This is a genomic window from Acinetobacter sp. L-24 (genome assembly GCF_056857555.1).
Map to the genome: position 1 here is coordinate 57,879 of NZ_JBSXNI010000048.1, position 17,784 is coordinate 75,662.

16 protein-coding genes are annotated in these 17,784 nt (G+C 43.2%); 7 read left to right on the plus strand and 9 right to left on the minus strand.

The window, feature by feature from the left end; translation table 11 throughout:
- The first annotated feature begins 148 nt into the window (after nucleotides 1–148).
- A complete protein-coding gene (locus tag AC13CK_RS16000; RefSeq protein ID WP_243474556.1) occupies nucleotides 149–1,672 on the plus strand; it encodes a TerC family protein in 1,524 nt (507 codons plus the stop codon).
- A 572-nt stretch (nucleotides 1,673–2,244) separates the two neighbouring features.
- On the opposite strand, the gene thiM is transcribed toward AC13CK_RS16000, so the two are convergent.
- The 3 genes from thiM to AC13CK_RS16015 all read right to left on the minus strand — a co-directional run bounded on the left by thiM (nucleotide 2,245) and on the right by AC13CK_RS16015 (nucleotide 4,704).
- Nucleotides 2,245–3,093, minus strand: a complete 849-nt coding sequence (gene thiM, locus AC13CK_RS16005; protein WP_425879843.1) for a hydroxyethylthiazole kinase — start codon at nucleotides 3,091–3,093, stop codon at nucleotides 2,245–2,247.
- Between the two features lie 31 nt (nucleotides 3,094–3,124).
- Nucleotides 3,125–4,285, minus strand: coding sequence for a hypothetical protein (locus AC13CK_RS16010; RefSeq protein ID WP_005106588.1), 1,161 nt, complete (start codon nucleotides 4,283–4,285; stop codon nucleotides 3,125–3,127).
- A 161-nt stretch (nucleotides 4,286–4,446) separates the two neighbouring features.
- Nucleotides 4,447–4,704, minus strand: coding sequence for a hypothetical protein (locus AC13CK_RS16015; RefSeq protein WP_004278839.1), 258 nt, complete (start codon nucleotides 4,702–4,704; stop codon nucleotides 4,447–4,449).
- A 361-nt stretch (nucleotides 4,705–5,065) separates the two neighbouring features.
- Between AC13CK_RS16015 and pepN the strand changes: the two genes are divergently transcribed.
- Together pepN and AC13CK_RS16025 are read left to right on the plus strand one after the other, a co-directional pair.
- The gene (gene pepN, locus AC13CK_RS16020; protein WP_425879842.1) at nucleotides 5,066–7,672 is read left to right on the plus strand and encodes an aminopeptidase N; all 2,607 of its coding nucleotides are present in this window, start codon (nucleotides 5,066–5,068) and stop codon (nucleotides 7,670–7,672) included.
- A 215-nt stretch (nucleotides 7,673–7,887) separates the two neighbouring features.
- Nucleotides 7,888–8,097, plus strand: coding sequence for a hypothetical protein (locus AC13CK_RS16025; protein WP_004278836.1), 210 nt, complete (start codon nucleotides 7,888–7,890; stop codon nucleotides 8,095–8,097).
- Between the two features lie 33 nt (nucleotides 8,098–8,130).
- Here AC13CK_RS16025 and AC13CK_RS16030 read toward each other — a convergent pair whose 3' ends face one another.
- Together AC13CK_RS16030 and AC13CK_RS16035 are read right to left on the minus strand one after the other, a co-directional pair.
- Nucleotides 8,131–8,577, minus strand: coding sequence for a universal stress protein (locus tag AC13CK_RS16030; RefSeq protein ID WP_004278835.1), 447 nt, complete (start codon nucleotides 8,575–8,577; stop codon nucleotides 8,131–8,133).
- Between the two features lie 131 nt (nucleotides 8,578–8,708).
- Complete coding sequence (locus tag AC13CK_RS16035; protein ID WP_425879841.1) at nucleotides 8,709–9,152, minus strand: universal stress protein; 444 nt, start codon at nucleotides 9,150–9,152, stop codon at nucleotides 8,709–8,711.
- A 266-nt stretch (nucleotides 9,153–9,418) separates the two neighbouring features.
- Between AC13CK_RS16035 and AC13CK_RS16040 the strand changes: the two genes are divergently transcribed.
- Nucleotides 9,419–10,405, plus strand: coding sequence for an alpha/beta hydrolase (locus AC13CK_RS16040; protein WP_425879840.1), 987 nt, complete (start codon nucleotides 9,419–9,421; stop codon nucleotides 10,403–10,405).
- 90 nt (nucleotides 10,406–10,495) lie between these two features.
- A complete protein-coding gene (locus tag AC13CK_RS16045; RefSeq protein WP_195725869.1) occupies nucleotides 10,496–10,840 on the plus strand; it encodes an SMR family transporter in 345 nt (114 codons plus the stop codon).
- A gap of 39 nt (nucleotides 10,841–10,879) precedes the next feature.
- Here the strand turns inward: AC13CK_RS16045 and AC13CK_RS16050 are convergent, their stop codons facing one another.
- The 4 genes from AC13CK_RS16050 to aceR all read right to left on the minus strand — a co-directional run bounded on the left by AC13CK_RS16050 (nucleotide 10,880) and on the right by aceR (nucleotide 14,857).
- Nucleotides 10,880–12,055, minus strand: a complete 1,176-nt coding sequence (locus AC13CK_RS16050; RefSeq protein ID WP_278357702.1) for a benzoate/H(+) symporter BenE family transporter — start codon at nucleotides 12,053–12,055, stop codon at nucleotides 10,880–10,882.
- A gap of 109 nt (nucleotides 12,056–12,164) precedes the next feature.
- Complete coding sequence (leuE, locus tag AC13CK_RS16055; protein WP_004278829.1) at nucleotides 12,165–12,824, minus strand: leucine efflux protein LeuE; 660 nt, start codon at nucleotides 12,822–12,824, stop codon at nucleotides 12,165–12,167.
- Nucleotides 12,825–12,899: 75 nt separating this feature from the next.
- Entirely contained in the window at nucleotides 12,900–13,877 is a 978-nt protein-coding gene (tal, locus tag AC13CK_RS16060; RefSeq protein ID WP_425879839.1) for a transaldolase, read from the minus strand.
- Nucleotides 13,878–13,966: 89 nt separating this feature from the next.
- Nucleotides 13,967–14,857 carry an HTH-type transcriptional regulator AceR gene (gene aceR / locus AC13CK_RS16065; RefSeq protein ID WP_004278827.1) on the minus strand — a complete coding sequence of 297 codons (891 nt, stop codon included), beginning with the start codon at nucleotides 14,855–14,857 and terminating at the stop codon, nucleotides 13,967–13,969.
- 99 nt (nucleotides 14,858–14,956) lie between these two features.
- Here aceR and aceI point away from each other — a divergent pair, with 99 nt between their 5' ends.
- The gene (gene aceI, locus AC13CK_RS16070) at nucleotides 14,957–15,394 is read left to right on the plus strand and encodes a chlorhexidine efflux PACE transporter AceI (protein ID WP_482831306.1); all 438 of its coding nucleotides are present in this window, start codon (nucleotides 14,957–14,959) and stop codon (nucleotides 15,392–15,394) included.
- Between the two features lie 175 nt (nucleotides 15,395–15,569).
- The gene (locus AC13CK_RS16075) at nucleotides 15,570–17,753 is read left to right on the plus strand and encodes a beta-propeller fold lactonase family protein (protein WP_425879838.1); all 2,184 of its coding nucleotides are present in this window, start codon (nucleotides 15,570–15,572) and stop codon (nucleotides 17,751–17,753) included.
- The last annotated feature ends 31 nt before the right edge of the window (nucleotides 17,754–17,784 follow it).

Sequence of the window (17,784 nt, forward strand, 5' to 3'; positions counted from 1 at the left end):
TTTTTTTGTAAATTAATACATTACAAAATACTCAGTTTATGCATAATGGAATAGTCTTAAGTTGCATAGGTTAAATTTTAATGGATCCCTCGCCGTGCGTTGATCTTCCATCTCTATTTCTAGCTTACTCGAACGGGGTCATTCTCTAATGGAATTTTTATTAGATCCCGGAATCTGGGTAGGTTTAATTACTCTTATTATTCTTGAAATTGTTTTAGGTATTGATAACCTAGTCTTCATTGCCATTCTGGCTGAAAAACTTCCTCCTGAACAACGCGATAAAGCACGTGTTATTGGTTTGTCTCTCGCATTATTCATGCGTCTAGGCCTGTTATTTGCCATTGCCTGGTTGGTCACTTTGACACAACCATTGATTACTGTGTTTGACTGGACCTTCTCCGGTCGGGACCTGATCTTGTTATTTGGTGGCTTGTTCCTGGTGTATAAGGCCGTTACTGAGCTGCATGAAAAGATTGAAGGTAAACCTGAAGTCACAGTGTCTACCAATGTGGTATATGCAAGTTTCACTGCTGTTGTTGCACAGATTGTTGTTTTAGATGCTGTTTTCTCTTTAGATTCAGTGATTACCGCCATTGGTATGGTCGACAATATTTATGTCATGATGGCTGCCATGATTGTTGCAATGGGCGTGATGCTATTGGCATCGAAACCATTGACCAATTTTGTGAACCGTCATCCAACCGTGGTGATTCTGTGTTTAAGCTTCCTACTTTTGATTGGTATCAGTCTAATTGCAGAAGGTTTTGGTTTCCATATTCCTAAAGGCTATATCTATTCAGGTATTGGTGTTGCGATCATAATTGAAGCATTTAACCAGTTTGGTCAGCGTAATGCTGCTAAACATGAATCCAAGATTCCTTTGCGTCATCGTACGGCTGACTCGATCCTGAAGTTAATGGGTGGCAAGCTAGAGACGACCGACAGTCAAAATAATCAGGCACAAGAAACCTTTGCAGATGAAGAGCGCTATATGATTGGTGGGGTACTTACCCTTGCAGAGCGTTCAGTCGCTTCGATCATGACGCCGCGCGGTCAGATTTCATGGGTTGATCTGGAAGATAGCCCAGAACAGATCCGTGAAAAAATTCTATCTGTTCCACACAGTCTGTTCCCGGTATGTCGCGGTAGCCTAGATAAGGTGATTAGCGTAGTACGTGCCAAAGAATTATTGGATGTACTGGAAGAGCCGGAAGAATTAAAAGCACTGATTAAACGTCATCGCCCAATTTATATCTTTGAAAAAATGAAAGTTATTGACGCAATCAATACCTTGCGTACCTCTAAAGGTTCTTTGGTCTTGGTGAGTGATGAGTTTGGTAATGTGCAGGGTCTGATTTCACCGCTAGATGTGTTTGAAGCAATTGCCGGTGAATTCCCGGATGCTGATGAACAGCTAGATCTAGTTAAAATCGATGATACGCACTGGATTGCATCGGGCATGTTAGATCTTTATCAGCTTGAACTGGAACTTGGCATGATTGATCTGATTGATGAAGATGCCGGTTATATCAGTGTTGCGGGTTTGATTCTGGATAAAACCAACAGTACGGTTGACGTGGGCACCGAGTTAAATTATCAAGGTGTACAGTTCAAAGTCACTGAAATTGAAAGCAATCGTATCAAGTCGGTCAGCATTCATTACGCAGGTTAAACAGGTGTTTTAAACACGTTATTTATTCAAATCTTAAAAGTCAGTTGCTTTAGTGGCAGCTGGCTTTTTTAATGCATATTTGTAAAGCTGACTTATTGAAATCAAAGTTAGCTCATTGTTTGAACTGATTTTTATTAGTCTATTCATACTATTAGTCATGTTCCCGATTGAGCTGAATATCCTAGTATTGCACTGAAATTTTAAAGCCGAAAAAGTCAAATCAGCAATCAAAAATAAGCATGATCAGGCTTTAAATATTGATTTATGTAACCTGTTAATCAAAACTTAAAAGTCATATTTAAATACTGACAAAAAATTAAACTACAATTCACATGAACTAGATTTGCATGATGCAAACAGATCTTAAGTAAAATGGAAACCGTTTGTGTGGAAATCGCTAGATAAGTGGTATGAAGCCTACTCAGTTCAGAATAAAACGACTCAAAAAATGATCTCCGAAAGAGCTAGACAGAACATTTTTAAGGAGATCAATAGAGCAAATGAGCAGGATCAATCTAAAGAGGGGCGTTTATCTATTCAAGAGAATAAACATCCATGAAGTGATCCGTAAACTAAATGAATTCTGGCAGAATTTTAAAGTTGGCGTATTGTCGGATTGTTTCAGTATTGAGCTGATGGATTTCATCTAGAAAGGCGACATTAAAACTGCCTAACTGTTGTGCGCGTTCAAATGCCAATTGACCGGCAATTGCAAAATGTACATGCGCAGTTAATGCGGCAAGGGCTGGAGAGGTTACTGAGCTATATGCAGCGATCAATGCACCGAGTGCACATCCCATTGCCGTGATTCGGGGCTGTAAAGCAGAACCACCTGACACCTGTATTACAGGAAAGTCTTTTGAAATAATATAATCAGATTCACCGGAGATTGCGATACATTCACAATGATCCAGCAAACTTCGCGCCTGTAAATAAACATCCGCACTGTCTACTGTGCTGTCTACACCCTTGGACTCGATCTGCTTGCCAGCCAAAGCACCAATTTCAGAAGCATTGCCTCGTAAAATCGTAGGCTGGGAATGCATCAACTGATCTACGACGCCAGAACGCCAGCGCAGAACTGTTCCATAACCGACCGGATCAAGCACCCACGGTTTTTGCAATTGATGTGCAGTTTTCGCAGCAAGCTGCATCGCCTGAACCTGCTCTGTCGTCGGTGTACCCAGATTCAGACTGATTGCTGCTGCAATCTTGGCAAAACTTTCAGCTTCAAACGGATTGTCGATCATGGCCGGAGAAGCATGCGCAGCCAGTACAATATTGGCGACATAGTTGCTGGCCACCGTATTGGTCATGATATGCACCAGGGGCTGCTGTTGCTGAAGTTTCAACCAGGCCTCACAGATCTGATCCAGAAGCGTTTGCTGTAGTGCTTGCGTAGAAGTCGTCATAATGGTCATTTAGAATAAGAGAAAGATTCGTTGTATTCGGTCAGCGGGTAAAATAATGGTCTTGATGCTTGCAGCTACGACAGAACAGGCTGACATAGTCACTGGCATCATAATCCACCGACAGTTCCTGTGAGCCGCAATGCATACAACGTTTTTGGGAATAGAATTTCAGGCGAGGTTCGATCTTGTGCCACGAACGCCACACCGGCTGAAAGAAGATATTTTCATCATAGCCCAAAAACCGATAAAACAGGATTTCGCTCATCTTGCTGAATGCCAGTTGCGGTGGACGCGGCAGGGTAGAGGTTTCCCATTTTTCTGTAACTGAACGTTCGCGGTACTGCTGCAAGGTTTTTTTCAGCAGATTGGTATTAATAAAGTTTTCATTGCGGGGCTTGAGGGCTTTTTGTTTATATAGATATTCCAGCCCGGTCTGCACCAGATAATAAATCTGACCCACAGCCAGTACATCCAAAAGACGATAGCAAAAGGTCTGAAAGCTCTGATTTCCGGCAATTTGCACATTCCAGCTACGGCAATAGAATTGGGCAAACTGAATGATTTCTTCATATAGCAGGCAATAGAGTGCATCTTTGACTTCATCTGCACTTTTAAAGGGCACACCTTGGCTCAGGTTTTGATAAAACCAGTTGCGCAGCTGCTGGGTGATACTGAACAGGGTCGGTTCAGAATAACCATCCAGTCGCACATTAATATAATAATGCTGATTTTCCTGCTGGAGATCTTTGGGAATCAGAACCTGATCCCGGATCAGGCTTTTCACCAGACCATGTTGGAACAGATAATTGGGACTGATGGAATAATATCGAATTTGATGCCAGTCAATATATTCACGGTGTTGGCTATATTCCTGCACCTGTTCATCCAGAATCGCAAGTAAAAACAGTTTATTGATAAAACTGAGCTGATTCAGCTCAAGAACCGGCCGATCCTGCTTTTTATGATATTGACGGTTTTCCTGTAAACGGACTTCCTTGAGCATGCGTTTACGCTGCGCCAGACATTGTTCGCAATAACAATTGTGCTTTTGATCGGAGTAAAGCTGATGCTGGCAATGGCTGCATTCATGATAGCTCAGCTCCTGATCATATTGTTCTGCCTCAATCCAATACATCGATGCCTTACACAATGGGCAGTGAGTACTTTCATCAAGCTGTTTTTGCAGAACACTGAATACCATGGTCGCGAGCAACTCTAGAATGGAAGGGCATTTGATTATACACGGCTGATGAGATGCAAACGTAGTGGACTGGTGCAATTTTTCTAAATCAAAATTAGTCACCCAAACAAGAGAAGAGCTACCGAAGTAGCTCTGATTTTAAAAACATGAAATGACGTTTTTTAAACCGGGCAGGGTAATGTGTCGTCCTCCTCGCCGCGGTGTTTGGCATGAATTAAGGCCTGAACCTTTTTAGAGGGCACTTTTTTGGCACCGAGTGCATCGTAGGTGTTGAGAATGGCAGTCACTTCATGGGCCTGAAGCGGAATGCCTTCACAGCTCATCAACAGGGCAATCACTTTATGGTCAATATTGGCCTGATCCAGGGTCTGCAAAGTTTTGATATTTTCGATCCGTACAACATGCTGTTTTAAATACATGGCTCACCTCATCATCGTTATCATTATTCTTTCATTGGAAGTGTGGAAAAACACGGTTTAACTGTAGCAAGAAGTGTGCTCATTTATTAATCAGAATTTATTCGGTACTCAGCAAATAAAATTATATATTTTTAAATCAGTTATTTATGAAAATGTCAGAAATTATGATCCTGACTATTTTTATGGCACAGATATTTCTTATGTAGAGTCGAGTGCTGCTCAATTAGGCAGAATGCATTGAAAGTGGTGCATGAAATGCCCATATTAGATCTAACAATACAAATGCACAGACAGCGTTTAAAACTTGGCGTATGATTTTGACATGAACAATGTCGAACACGATAAAAGATTAGGACAGGACATGAATATTGCGGCAAACCCGGTGATCGAAGCGGATCAAACCATTTATTTAAAAGACTATCAAAAACCTTCCTTTATTGTTGATTCCATCGACCTGAATATTCAAGTCTATAGTGACCACAGTCTGGTCAGCAGCAAGCTGGAGATGCAGCGCCAAACTGCTGGCGATCTGGTTCTGCTTGGCCGCGATCTAGAGCTGCAATCGATTAAGTTAAATGGTCAAACCCTGAATGCCAGTGACTACCACTTGGATGCTGAACAGCTGGTCATTGCCAATGCACCTGATCAAGTGTTGCTTGAAATTGTGGTTAAAATCCACCCTGAAAGTAATACGATGCTGGAAGGTTTATATCAGGCCAGTTCAGATCTGTTTGTGACCCAAAATGAACCAGAAGGGTTCCGTAAAATTACTTTCTATCCAGACCGTCCTGATGTGTTGTCGGTCTTTACGACGCGTGTCGAAGCAGATAAGAAATATCCGGTTTTGCTTGCAAATGGTAACCTGCTGGAAACAGGTGAAGTCGATGCCAATCGTCATTATGCCATCTGGCAGGATCCGACCAAGAAACCGAGCTATTTGTTCGCCTGTGTCATTGGTGATTTGGCAGTGATGAAAGATTCTTATGTCACATCGGAAGGCCGCAATGTAGCTCTGGAAATCTATGCAGAAGAAAAAGATATTCCAAAATGCAAAATCGCCATGGAAGCGCTCAAACATTCCATGCGCTGGGATGAGGAGCATTATGGTCTGCCTTATGATCTGGATAACTACATGATCGTGGCGACCAGTGCATTCAACATGGGTGCCATGGAAAATAAAGGTCTGAATATCTTCAATACTTCATGCGTGCTGGCCGATGAAGAGTACACCACTGATGCCGCAATCATGCGAGTGCAGTCAGTCATTGCACATGAATATTTCCATAACTGGACTGGTAACCGGATTACCTGTCGTGACTGGTTCCAGTTATGTTTGAAAGAAGGCTTGACTGTATTCCGTGACCAGTCTTTCTCGGAAGATTTACAGTCGGCTGCGGTACAACGTATTGATGATGTATCAGTTCTCAAAGCGCATCAGTTCCCGGAAGATTCAGGGCCGCTGTCGCATCCACCGCGTCCGGATCATTTTGTAGAAATTAACAACTTCTATACTGCCACTGTTTATGAAAAAGGTGCGGAAATTAACCGCATGATGGCGACCTTGCTTGGCAAGGAAAAATTCCGTCAGGGAACCGATGAATATTTCCGCCGTCATGATGGTCAGGCGGTAACAGTTGAGGATTGGGTGGCCGCGCTTACAGCAGGTTCAGGTGTGGATCTTTCAAACTTCCTGACCTGGTACAATCAGCCGGGTACACCTAAACTTCAAGCAAAAGCTGAATATGATGTAGAGACACAAATCTATCGCCTCAGCTTTAAGCAAAGCCTGAAAACCCATGCTAAATATCCAAATCTGAAAGCCGTACCCATTCCAGTGGCTTTGGCATTGTTTGATGCTGAAACCGGTGAGCAGCTAACGCTGAACTCTGAGGCACTCTTTGAAAATGGCGTCAAAGATGGTGTGTATCTGTTTGATCAGGATGAAGCCACGATTGAATTTAGCGGTGTGACAGCAAAACCGGTGGTGTCCTTGCTGCGTAATTTCTCTGCACCAGTGAATCTGGACTTTGACTATTCAGAAAAAGAACTGGCTTTCCTGTTGCAATACGAGACCAATGGTTTTAACCAGTGGCAAGCAACTCAGACCTTACTCGAGCGTATCTTGCTGGATGACCAGCCTGCAGAAATTTATATCGAGGCTATGCTCAATACCTTGCCGGATGTGATTGAGAAAGATCCGCTGTTGGCATCACGTCTGTTTGATGTACCGTCGGAAAGTTATTTAGGTAGCCGTATTGATCAGGATTATAATCCGGTCATGATTCAGGAAAAGCGTGAGGCTTTGCTGCATACCTTGGCACGTGCTTTTGGAGAAACAGCGAAAGAAACTTATCTTAATCTGGATCCTGATCTGCAATCTGAATTCTCGCAAGCAATGGGCGTGCGCGCCTTAAGAAACATCATGCTGACGATGATGGCTCGTCAGGGAGATGCATCTGCCTTTGACTTGGCCTATGAGCAGTATCATACAGGCAATATGTCTGAACGTTTGGGTGCGCTGAAAGTCTTGGTCTGGAATGATGCACCACAAGCAGAAGAAGCTTTGGCAGATTTCTATAGCCGCTTTGAAGATGAAGCCTTGTCTTTAGACCAATGGTTTATGGTTCAGGCAGCACATCCAAAAGCAACGGATGCAACGATTGCGTATCTGACCCAGCATCCGGATTATGATTTGGCGGTGCCTAACCGTATCCGTGCAGTGAGCGGGGGGCTGAATGCTAATCCGGTCAATACCTGGAGCTTTGGCGTGCAGCATTTTATTGGACTGGCAAAATATCTGGACGAGAAAAATCCGATCGTGGGCTCACGTTTGCTACAGGTATTGTCACGCTGGTATACCTTGGCAGAACCGCAACGCAGTGAAGTGAAAGCACAGCTTGAAACCTTAAAGCCACTGGTTAAATCTAAAAATGTGTCTGAGACACTCAATAGTATGCTCAGCGTATAACATCAATATTCATAAAAAACCGGATCGACCTGATCCGGTTTTTTATTTCCTGTTTATTTCAAACGCTGGCTTTAAATACAGTTGAATTTCTCTAAAGGCTTAGGTAAGTACTAAAGGGTGTTACAGTATGATTATACGGAAAAGAGTATTTGTTTATTAAGCTGTAAGCTAGGTAAAGGGATCTACAGATTCGCTTACTAGAGGTTGTCCAAGATATGTTAGTGAAAATTGAAGATGGTTTTTATTTAAATAGCCAGCATATTATTGCCGTACATGTCAGCAAGAATCCTGAAAATGGCTTACTTGAAATCTCTATTCAATACACGCCACATTCCATTCAGCAGGTCGGAGAATACAAAAAAGTATTTCAAAGCCAGCTTGATGCTGAAATTTTCTTAAGTGAGTTAAATCAAAAACTTCGCTAAAAGCCTGCATCATACAGGCTTTGATCAAGCATCTTATTGTCTGACGATGAGGACTGGAATAGAGGAAAGTGCCAGAACATTCTGAGCGACACTGCCCAGCATAAGTTTTTGCAGACCTTTACGACCATGTGAACCCATAATGATCATATCGGTCGGGGATTCATTTGCAGCCTGCATAATGCCTTCTGACGGTGCCATGCCATGCAGGATTTTTGTCGTCACCTGGATGCCATCACGAACAAAGTTCAGTTTCAGTTCATTTAAACGATCAAGTGCATTTTGTTCTGCATGCATAAAGTAATCTGTGACTGCTGGAGCAACTTTGTAAAAATCTACGCCCTTAAAGGGATCTACCGCAATCACACTGAGTAAAGTGACATGGCTATGAAATACTTTGGCCAGTTCCAGGGCGTGATCTGCGGCAGCATAGGAAATCGAGGACTCATCGAGTGCTACGAGAAGATGATCATAGTTATTCATGGTGCTTCCTCATATTTATTATTGCAGTAAGCGGGGGGGGTTGAGCGAGTAAATCTCCACAGCATGTTTTGCTAGAGGTTCAAATGTAAAGTAGCAAGTACTGCGCATCTTGAAGATGCGCAGCGTCAGGATTATTTTTTCACGATCAGTACGGGAATTTCACTCGCACCCAATACATCTTGTGCAAAGCTGCCCAGAATCATTTTCTGGAAGCCTTTACGGCCATGAGAACCCATAACAATCAGGTCTGCTTTCACTTCACCCGCGGTTTCAGCAATATGCTCTGCATTGACTAAACCTGTGACAATGCGGGATTGCGCTTCAATACCTTCACCGGCTGCGATGGCAGTGGCTTCTTTCAAGGCCTTTTTGGCATTGGCATGTGCTTCGATAAAATATTCCTTCATGATGGAGGAGCTATAATAGAAATCAGCCTCGGTAAAAGGATCTTCTGCGATCAGGCTGATCAGGGAAAGCTGACTACCGAATGCCTTGGCAATTTTGGCAGCATGTTGTACTGCAGAAAAGGAAATTTCTGAACCGTCCACTGGGACTAAAATATGTTGATAAGCCATGGCTTTTCTCCGCAGGTTGTCTGATTTTTAGGCTTGGTTTATTGATAGCACAGTGCTGTGGCGGGTGCAATTGCAAAAAAGCGGTAAAATTGAAAAAACTCATTAAATTACAAATATTTTTCATGTAAAAGTGATGAAAAAAACAGAGTAAAAAACTCGGAATTGCAGTTTTAGTGATCAAAAATAAGAGGATGAATAGTCCTTGTTTGCAGCAGGATAGTTTAAACTGCCGTAGCCTGTTTTTAGATCATGTATAGGGGACTGTTTTGAGGTTTTTTGCCATTCATCTTTTGCTCATAAGTTCAGTTATTCTTTCCGGCTGTCAGACCGCACAGAACAGTAAAGTCATTGCCGGTGCTTTTAACCTGACCACAGGCTTGCAGCAAAAAGTGATGGATCGTTATGCACCTAGTGCGGTTATCGTGCAGCAGAATATTGCCTATGCGCCGCAACAGAAATTATCTCTGGATCTGTATCAGCCGCAGAATATTGCCAGTATTGGCCCACGACCGACCATTGTCTGGATTCATGGCGGCGGCTGGATTTCAGGTTCTAAAGAACATGCACGGGGTTATTTCAAGCTGCTGGCGGCACAGGGCTATAACGTGGTATCCGTGCAATATCAGTTTGCGCCACAAGTGACCTATCCAAGCCAGTTACACCAGATCAATCAGGCACTTGAATTTCTCGATACCTATGCAGACACCTACCAAATCGATGCCCAGAACTTATATCTGGCCGGAGATTCTGCCGGGGCGAATATGGCCAGCCATTACGCCGCGCTTTTGACCAATCCTGTATTTGCCGACCAATCCGGTATTCAGCCTCATCTGCAACCTACGCAGCTTAAAGGTTTAATCTTGCATTGTGGAATTTATGACTTGGAAGCATTTGCCAGCACAGCACCTGAAGAAATGAAAATTATCGAATGGGGTGTCTTTAACCTGATTCAGGCTTATACCGGCGAGCGTAAACATGATGCCGAGTTTTTAAAGCAGATTTCTCCGATTCAGTATATTACGCCGTCTTATCCGCCAGTGTTCATCAGTGGCGGGAACAAGGATTTTCTGACCGATACTCAGTCCCTACCATTTGTAAAAGCTTTGAAGGAACAGCAGGTTCCTGTGACTGAAATATTTTATCCAGAGTCTAAAACCTGGCTCATTCATGAATATCAGTTTTTTATGGGCAAAAAGGAAAGTCAGCAAACCTTTGTCAAAACCCTGGATTTTTTACATCAGCTTTCACCTTGAAGAGAAAATTGTGAAAAATAAATCTTTCAAGATTGATCATGTCAGATCGTCCCGACAGCAATCATTGAAAAATTGTTTGGAGTTTAAAAAATGAATCCTGTCTCATGGGCATATTTGTTGTTGGCGTTGGCTATTATTGCCGAAGTGACTGGATCAACATTTCTGGTGAAGTCAGAAGGCTTTACCCGATTATGGCCATCTCTGGCTGTAGTCATTTTATTCTGTATTGCGTTTTATTTGCTGTCTCAGGTCATTAAAGTCATTCCTTTAGGCATTGCCTATGCGATCTGGGCGGGAGTAGGCATCGTTCTTACGGCAATCGTAGGCTATGTAATCTTTAAGCAGGCGCTGGATGTGCCCGCTTTTATCGGGATTGCACTGATCATTTCCGGTGTGGTGGTGATTAACCTGTTTTCCCAAACTGCTGGGCATTAAAAAGGCAGCAAAAGTAATTGCCTCATTTCTACAATAAGCTTACGCCACTTGCGGTTTAAGCTTAAACAGCAAATAAACCGTCAAACCAAGTAGCAGTCCCCAGAAAGCTGAACCAATACCGAAAAACTGAATATTAGAGGCACTAAACAGGAATGTCATCAGTGCCGCTTCACGGTCGTGACTGTCCTGAAAAGCCAGCGCAATATTGTGGCCAATGGTGCCAAACAGGGCAATGCCTGCCAAGACTGTAATCAGAATCCCTGGAAAAGCCATCAGTACACTGGTCAAGGTCGCAGCAAAAAAACCCATCAGAATATAAAACAGGCCGCAGCTCATCCCTGCAATATAACGTTTGGCCGGATCAGGATGCGCTTGGGCATCCAGACTGACTGCCGCACTGATTGCGGCAAGATTGACACTGAAACAGCCAAAGGGCGCCAGCATAGTCTGTGTAATACCCGTCCAGCCTAGAATAGAATTTACTTTCGGCGGATAACCATAACTTTTGATGACGGCCAAGCCAGGCAGGTATTGCGATGCCAGATTAATCACCATTAAAGGTAAGGCCAGTCCTAAAACAGCTTGCAGGCTAAATTCAGGTGTAATCCATACCGGCTGGGCAATACTCCAGTTCAGCTGCGGAATAGTAAAATTAATAAAGAACGGACAGAGGGCAATAGCCATTAACACGGTAATCACGATGCTATAGCGCGTACTCAGTTTTTTGGAAACCAGATAAATCGCCAGTACACAAAGCACGAATTCCCAGGACTGTTGCAGACTGCCAAAGACCGAGATGCCAAATTTTAATAAAACACCTGCCAGCATGGCACTGGTCAAACTTTGTGGAATAAACTGGAAAATTCGCTCGAAAATTCCAAAAAATCCCAGACAGGCAATCAGGATGCCAGAAATCAGAAAAGCGCCAATTGCTTCACCCAGACTATAGTGACCGGCAGAAGCAATGACCAGTGCCAGACCGGCAGTCGACCAGGCGGTTGAAATCGGATAACGATATTTCCAGGAAAGCAAAAATCCAGAAACTCCAATACCTATACCCAGTGCCCATAACCAGGAGCTAATTTGTGCCTGATTAGCACCTAGGCTTTGCGCAGCTTCAATGACCAGTACGGCGGAAACACTAATACCAATCATGCAGGTAATAAAACCGGCCATGACGGCAGGAAAGGAGAAATCTTGTAAAAGTTTTGGCATCATCCATGACACTATTTTTAAATGCGTTTAAATCATACGCTTTTCACGTATCAACACAATGTTTTTAACAATTTTATCCAAAGGTCTACTGGTTTGAAGCCGATCATTGCTAGAAAGTTGAAGTCGCCAGTTTAAGGCCAAAACCGCAAAACAGGATCCCGACCGCTGCGACACAGCTGGCAGTCACTTTATAATTTTGGTTGAAATAGGACGCCAGTTTTACACCAGAAAAAATCAGGATCGACAGATAGGTCATACTGATCAATTGCAAGATTACAGCCAGAAGCGTGAATGTCAGGGCTGGATAAGGATAGGCAGGATCGACAAACTGCACAAAAAAAGACAGATAAAACAGAATCGCTTTGGGATTTAAAATACTGATTGTGAGCGCTGTACGAAAGGGCTGAACAGATTCTACCGTATCTGGAGTCGTCTTTTTAATCTGGACGCGTTGTGATGACTTTTCCGGAAAGAAAGTCTGGTAGGCCGCAATGATTAGCTTGATACCCAAGTAACTGAGATAGATCGCTCCAATAACTTTCAGTGCAATAAACAGTACCGGAAAGGCATGCAGTAAAGAAGCTGCTCCCAATGCTGTACATATAATCAGGATCAGATCGCCCGTATAAACCCCCAAGGCACCCATATATCCCGTCTTAATCCCAAAGCGCGAAGCAATCGACATGACATACAGGGAATTCGGCCCGGGCAGTAGCACAATCAACGTGGTTCCAATGATAAAGGTCGTTAGATCTGTGATACCAAACACGAAAAACTCGCATGAACAAAAAAGCCGATGCGGCATTATAGCAACATCGGCTTGGAGAAATTTGCTAAATTTTCTTTAAATCTCAGTGGTACTCAGGAAAGTTTCACGTAATAAAGCAGCCAGTTGCTCACGGGCTTTAATGAAACCGTCAATGCCGCCTTGCAATAATTCACTGGCCATCGGATTCTGTTTCAGTTGTGCTTCAAAATCGGCAGGGCTGATTGGGCTGAGTTCACCTTGAACTTTAATATCTTTGGCTGAGAGTTGGGCCTGCACTTCACGCTGATCATTTTCCAGTTCGGCCAGCAGGTTTGGTGCTACCGTGAGCAGGTCACAGCCGCTCAAGCCTAGAACCTGATCAATACTGCGGAAGCTGGCACCCATGATTTCAGTCTGAATACCATGCGCTTTATAAAATTCATAAATACGCTTAACCGAAAGTACACCCGGATCTTTTTCAATCGGGTAAGACTCAACGCCTTCAGCTTTTTTGTACCAGTCCAGAATACGGCCGACAAAAGGCGAGATTAATGTTACTTTGGCATCAGCACAGGCATGGGCCTGATGCTGACCAAACAATAAAGTCAGATTGGTATGAATGCCTTGTTCTTCCAGTGCTTTCGCTGCCTGAATGCCTTCCCAGGTAGACGCGATCTTGATCAGAATGCGGTCTGAGTCAATTCCATATTGCGCATAAAGTGCCAGTAACTCTTTGGCTTTGGCAATGGTAGCTTCAGTATTAAAGGACAGCGAAGCATCGACTTCCGTTGAAACACGACCTTCAATCAGTTTTAAGATTTCTACACCGAATTTGACCGTCAAAATATCAATGGTACGTTCAATCAGGGCGTCATCTGTATAGCCTTCTTGCTGGGCTTGCTGAAAAGCAGCTTCAATCAAGGCCTGATTTTCAGGTTGTTTCGCTGCTGCAGTAATCAGCGATGGATTGGTGGTTGCATCAAGCGGACGAAATTTTTCAATGGCACTCAAATCACTGCTGTCTGCCACAATGGTCGTCAAGTTTTTTAATTGGTTTAATGCAGTTAATGTCATTACGATCTAGTTCTATGGTTATTGCTTATGCTTTCTTATATATCATAAATGGCCGGTTTACCAAGTAGACTGTCGTTGAATTTCTGTGATTAATGCCCGGTTTTACGTTGTTTGCGCAAGTGATTAATCAAAAAATGAGCAGCTGTGCCTAATCGGGTTTCTCTGCTCCAGACCAGATCAACAAAATATTCAAACTTTGGGGTGAAATCGAGCAGGTTGAGAACCTGTAACTGATCTTGCAAATGTGGCTGCTCATTCAGCATTTCGAGTGGCAGAACCCCCCAGCCCAGTCCTTGCTGAATCATGCTGCAAGCCGAGTGATGGTTGTCGGTGCGCCAGTAATTTCGTGAAAAGAGTAGTTCCGGCTTGATGGTGCGATCCCGACTGGCCACCACAATCTGCCTGTTTTGCAAAATCTGTTCATAACTGACTTGATCGAATTGACTTAGGGGATGCTGTTTGGCGATTACAGCGACCAGTACCTCACGTTTCAATTCCACAAACTGTTCCCGTGTTTCCAGTTGTTCGCGTTCAAACATCAGGGCCAGCTGCGCTGAACCTTCGAACAGCATACGATGTGCATCTTCCTGAGGTGCACTAAATACATTGACTTGCAGTGCAGGAAATTCCTGTTCCAGTAACACGATATAATCGGTCCAACGCGTATGCAGTAATTCTGAAACCACCACAATATTCAGTTCAGATTCCAGGCCTGAACTTAGGGCTTGAGCATGCTGTTTCCACTGATTCATTTCGACCAGAAGTTGCTGGGTTTTTTCATACAATACCTGCGCCTGTGCGGTCGGTTTTGGTTCACGACCTATACGCTGAAACAGTTCTAGATTCAGGTCAATTTCCAGATTGGCAATGGCCATGCTGACTGCGGAAGGTACTTTACCTAGTTGACGGGCAGCCGCAGAGAAAGAACCGGTTTCCATCACAGTTTTAAACATCAGTAGCTGTTCTTGATTAACATTCATATCTTTAATCTTTCATTTTTATTGATAGATTCTAACTCGAATAATCAGATTTAAAGAAATAAAATTCTTGCATCATGTAATGAATTGAGCTGATTTAATATGTTAATTTCCAAAAGAAGACTAATTCATGCTGCCTTATATGAAGGCATTTTACTGGTCGTGATTGCTGTCCTTTTAAGTACACTGATGCATATGCCCCTTGAGGTAACAGGTGCGCTCGGGATTGCTATGGCTGTGACTTCAGTATTTTGGAATATGCTGTTTAATCACTATTTTGAAAAGTTTGAAGCTAAACATCGTTTAAAAAGAAGCGTTAAAGTGCGGATTGCTCATGCAATTGGCTTTGAAGGCGGTTTGATGCTGGCGACCATTCCGATGGTGGCTTATGCCTTACACATGAGTCTGGCTCAGGCCTTTCTGCTAGACTTAGCTCTAACCCTTTGTATTCTCGTATATACCTTTATCTTTCAGTGGATTTATGATCATCTAGAAGCCAGACTAGGGCTCCAGCCGGATTATCGGAAATTCTCATCATAAAATATGCCATAAAAAATACCACACAGTTTAGACTCCCTTTTCAGAATGCGAAAGGTGAAATATTCAGCGATGAGGACTTGATCAAGTCCTCATTTTTTATGCTCGAACCCAACTGAAAATTAAGATATAAGACATTGATTTTTTATTTTAATTTTAAAATTTATTGGGGAATTCAATGCTATTTAGACGAGTGACCTTGTCAGTGTCCATCGTGTTGCTGATGTCTGGTTGTGGGGGTGGAGGAAGCGATAGCAGTACCTCACAGCCAACAGGGCCAGATTCAATGACATCACCCAGTACGGGAGAGCAACTGAGCAAAATTGCGGAATTTAAGGTTCTGGATGTAGGTTCAGAATTAACAGCAGGGAATTTTGGTCTGAAAACCTGGAATCCCACCGCCATGGTGGTGAATGGCGATGTGCTTTATATTGCCAATAGTCAGGCCGAATCGAATATTTTACGTTATGACTTAAAACAAAAACGTGCACTCAGTGCGATTGATCCTACGAAAATTTCGGGTCTGGCCAAAAAATGGGATAGCCTGAATGATCTGGAAATTCAAGCAGGGCGTTTGTATGTGGCCAATTATGGCTCGAACCGAATTGATGTTTTAGATATTAATAGCGAGCAACCGAACTTCATTATGGCACTCGGCACAGGTGTATGGTGGGGCGATGCGCTTAATTACGCGCTGGTACATAGCAATGCGGTGACTGCTGACGACCGTTATGTGTATGTGCCTGATATTGAAGGCCGCATTAATGTGTGGCGTCAAAGTGATGTAACGGCGCAAAACCATTTAAAAGCGCGGAAATTTGCACGGCTCAGCTTGCCGGGCTGTGCGCGCAACTGTAATGCACGCATGGAAGTCATAGGTGATTATCTGTATACCAGCCTGCCGGATGGTATGACCTATGTCCACGATATCAATCAGATTCAGGAAAATGAAAATAATATTGCGCCCATTTTAACAGAAACCAATTTGTCGGCAGTCATGCATCGCCATAATGATGGCTTGGTTTATGTGTCACGGAATGATGGCACTGTAGAAAGCTACCGGGAAAAATCTTTTAACTTGGAGTCTATCTTACCCAATAAAAGTGTGGATACCTTCCGAGACTGTATTTTAAAAGGGCAAAACCAGAGCAGCCGAATAGCTAAAGCCAGCGATCTTTATATTTATGGTCAGAATCTATTACACATGGCCAATCAGAAAATTTATATTCTGCCAATGCTGACCCTGCAACAGAATAAATCCACCCAGCTAAACCAAGCTATGATTTTAACCGAATCTAAAGCACGCGAGAGAAGCCGTGTCTTGCAGGATGGTGAATCATGGGAAACCTTGACCAATAGCAGCCAGCGTCATGTCTATATGGACCATATTTTATCGGCAACCCTAAATGGCAATCGCCTGCATTTGCAAAGCTACAGTGCTGTGCCTGTACGTGATTTGCAGATTCGTGCCAAGATTAAAAACTCAGAAGACTGGGTGATTTTGGCAAAGCTGGATCAGTTGACGCCATTTTCGAATGCCAGCTTTGATCTCAAACTGACCGATCAATCCCGTTTCCCGTTGCTCGATGGCACAGGCTCGATCCAGCTAGCAGGTCTGAGTCAGACCACGCAAAATCCAAGCAATATTTTTGATCTGAAAATTAACTCTGAGACCGATGAGCACGTCAAAAAGCTGAACCAGATTAAAGCCAAATGGAAAATTTATTTTGGTACCTATGATGAACCGAATAAATGGTGTCGTATTACGCCGGTCTATGCCCGGGAATGGGTCATGATGATGACCAATCTGGCCTATATGCTCAGTACTCCAGAATTTGAAACCTTATGGTTTAACCATAAAGCGGTCATGGGACACGATTTTTTTGGCAATGATGGTCAGGTAGAAGGGCCGAATGGTTTCTTTCAGCCAGAAGATTATGTCCGGATCTATCGGGAAATTCTTAACCGCAATGAAATTAATCTTGGCATTACCAATATGGGTGGTGGTTTAGGTGGTGGAGCAGTATTAGGAGTAGATACTTGGTTATTCTATGGCCATTACAGATTATCTGGTTATCGAATTATTGCACATGAATTTGGTCATCATTGGGGCGGGCATAATAGTGCCTGGGCCATGTCGAATTATGGCTTTGAAGCTATCGTCGATTGGTTAAACTTCTATTTCCAGCGCCGTCCAGGCTCAATTCCTTATATGGATCCAAATGTAAATGCTTTTCATTTGACGCCGGACAATGCACTTTGTCAGGGTGTGAACCAGAATATGGTGAAAGGCGTGGCATCGACTGCACCGTGGAATAAAGTGGATGAATACTTCAAAAATAACCCACTGCCAAATCAATAAGTCATAAAAAAGCCCCTCATTTGAGGGGCTT